Here is a 2,297-nt window from a genome sequence, read left to right on the forward strand (position 1 = left end):
CGCTGGGCACGCCGACCAGATAGACCATCAGCGGCACCGCCAGGATCGAGCCACCGCCCCCAACCAGCCCCAGGGTGAAGCCGACCAGGCCGCCCGAAAAGCCGCCCAGCAGATATTGGATCGGCTCCAGCATCATGACGCGGCACCGATCCGATGCGGCCGGGCGAGCAGTTCGCGCCCTTTCAGCATCCCCTGCCAGTAAAGCGGAGGCAGCATCCTTTCCTTCAGGAACCAGGCCGCCCGCGTCGGACGCGCCCCGTCGACCAGCCATTTGGGGAAGGTCGGGAGCAGCTTGCCGCCATAGCCGAACTCGGCCAGCACGATCTTGCCCCGCTCGACGGTCAGCGGGCATGAGCCATAGCCGTCATAATCGGCGGCCGGCGGCTTGCCCTCCAGCGCGGCGAGAACGTTGACCGCAACGACCGGCGCCTGCTGCCGAGCGGCAGCCGCCGTCTTGGCGTTGCTGGTCCCCGCCCCGTCACCCAGGGCGAAGACATCGTCATAGCGTTTGTGGCGCAGCGTCGCCTCATCGACGTCGATGAAACCGCTCGGTGCGGCCAGCGGGCTCTTCGCCACCCAGTCATGCGAGACATGGGGTGGAACGACATGCAGCATGTCGAAGGCCCGCTCGATCGTCTCGGTCCTGCCGTCCCGCTTGCACTCAAAGGTCGCGACACGGCGCGCGCCATCCACGGCGACCAGATTGGATTCCAGCCGCAGGTCGATGCCATAGCGCGCGATATAGTCCATCAGCGCCGGCACATAGGTCGACACCCCGAACAGCACCGCGCCGGCATTGTGGAACTCGACATCGATCCCGGGCAACAGGCCGGCGCGGCGCCAGATATCGCAGGACAGATACATCGCCTTTTGCGGCGCGCCAGCGCATTTGATCGGCATCGGCGGCTGGCTGAACAAAGCGCGGCCGCTCGTCATCTCCTGTACCAGCCGGTGCGTATAGGGAGCCAGATCATAAAGGTAATTGGAGGTGACGCCGTTCCGCCCCAGCGTGTCCTCCAGCCCGGCAATGGCCTCCCACGCCAGCCGCAGGCCGGGGGCGGCAACCAGGACGCGGTAGGTCAGCATGCGCCCGTCCGCCAACGCGACCGCATGGCGGTCCGGATCGAAACCCGTCGCGGCGACCTGCAGCCAGGTGACGCCCTTGGGCATCACATCCGCCTCGGCACGCCGCGTATCCTGGGCGCGGAAGACCCCGGCCCCCACCAATGTCCAACCGGGCTGGTAATAATGGTCCTGCGCCGGGTCGACGATGGCGATGGTCAGCCGGGCGTTGCGCTTCAGGATGCTCGCCGCCGTCGCGATCCCCGCCGAGCCGCCACCGACGATCACCACGTCGAAACTGGCACTCGGCGATGGAGCGCGCAATCTGGGGGCCAGCGCGGCCAGATCATAGCCCGCGGCGGCCGCCTTATCGATCAGCCTATCGGCCGAGCCTTGCCCCGCCTTGGACAGCGCCCACAAGGTCGCCGAGCGCATGCCGCTGCGGCAAAAGGCGAGGATCGGCTTGGGCAGGGTTTCCAGCGCCTGCGCCATCGCCGCGCTGTCGATGGGCGTCGCCTTGCCGGGAGCGATGGGGATATGGGTGAAGGTCAGGCCATGACGTTCGGCCTCGGCCCGAATGGCATCGGCGGTGAGTTGCCCCGCCTCCTCTTCATCGGGTCGGTTCGAGATGATCGACCGATAGCCCTGTCGTGCGGCCTCGGCCACGTCGTCCAGCGTGATCTGCGGCGAGACGGCGATGCCGTCATCCAGGGGTTTGAACGCCATGTCGCTCTCCCATCCTTTGCTATTTTGCAGGCGGCAGCAGGCGGAACAGCCCGAAGCCGATCGTCATGAAGATGATGAAGATCAGCGCCGGCCCGGGCGCGATCGCCAGCGCGGCGACGGCCGGACCGGGGCATAGCCCGGCCAGTCCCCAGCCGATCCCGAACAGGACCGCACCACCCACCAGCCGTGCGTCGATCGGTCGCGTCGGTGGCAGATGGAAGGCATCCGCCATCATCGGCCGGGCCCTTCGCCGAACGATCGCCCAGGCCACCGCCATCGGCACGAGCGCGCCGCCCATCACGAACGCCAAGGTCGGGTCCCACGCGCCCGTCACGTCCAGAAAAGCCTGCACCCGCGCCGGATCGACCATCCCCGACAGGGCCAGCCCCATGCCGAACAGGATCCCGCTGGCCAGCGCGACGAGAAACTGCCGCATCACGCCACCCATCCGACCGAGCGAAGCACCGCCACCGTCGCGATACCCGCCGCCATGAAGGCCAGCGTCGCGA

Annotated in this window: 2 protein-coding genes; both read right to left on the reverse strand. The window is 67.9% G+C overall.

Annotated features, from left to right (window positions below; translation table 11 throughout):
- Nucleotides 1–132 precede the first annotated feature (132 nt).
- The gene (locus CJP72_RS24985) at nt 133–1,788 is read right to left on the reverse strand and encodes a bifunctional protein tyrosine phosphatase family protein/NAD(P)/FAD-dependent oxidoreductase (protein WP_007404953.1); all 1,656 of its coding nucleotides are present in this window, start codon (nt 1,786–1,788) and stop codon (nt 133–135) included.
- 19 nt (nt 1,789–1,807) lie between these two features.
- On the reverse strand, nt 1,808–2,297 hold a 490-nt coding region (locus CJP72_RS24990), incomplete at its 5' end, for a DUF6691 family protein (RefSeq protein ID WP_238340175.1).

The organism is Citrobacter sp. NCU1, assembly GCF_010231475.1.
Lineage (GTDB): Bacteria > Pseudomonadota > Gammaproteobacteria > Enterobacterales > Enterobacteriaceae > Citrobacter_D.

What these genes read in the sequence shown, in the direction of transcription:
- CJP72_RS24985 (WP_007404953.1), bottom strand. Translation starts at nt 1,788, where the DNA reads ATGGCGTTCAAACCCCTGGATGACGGCATCGCCGTCTCGCCGCAGATC.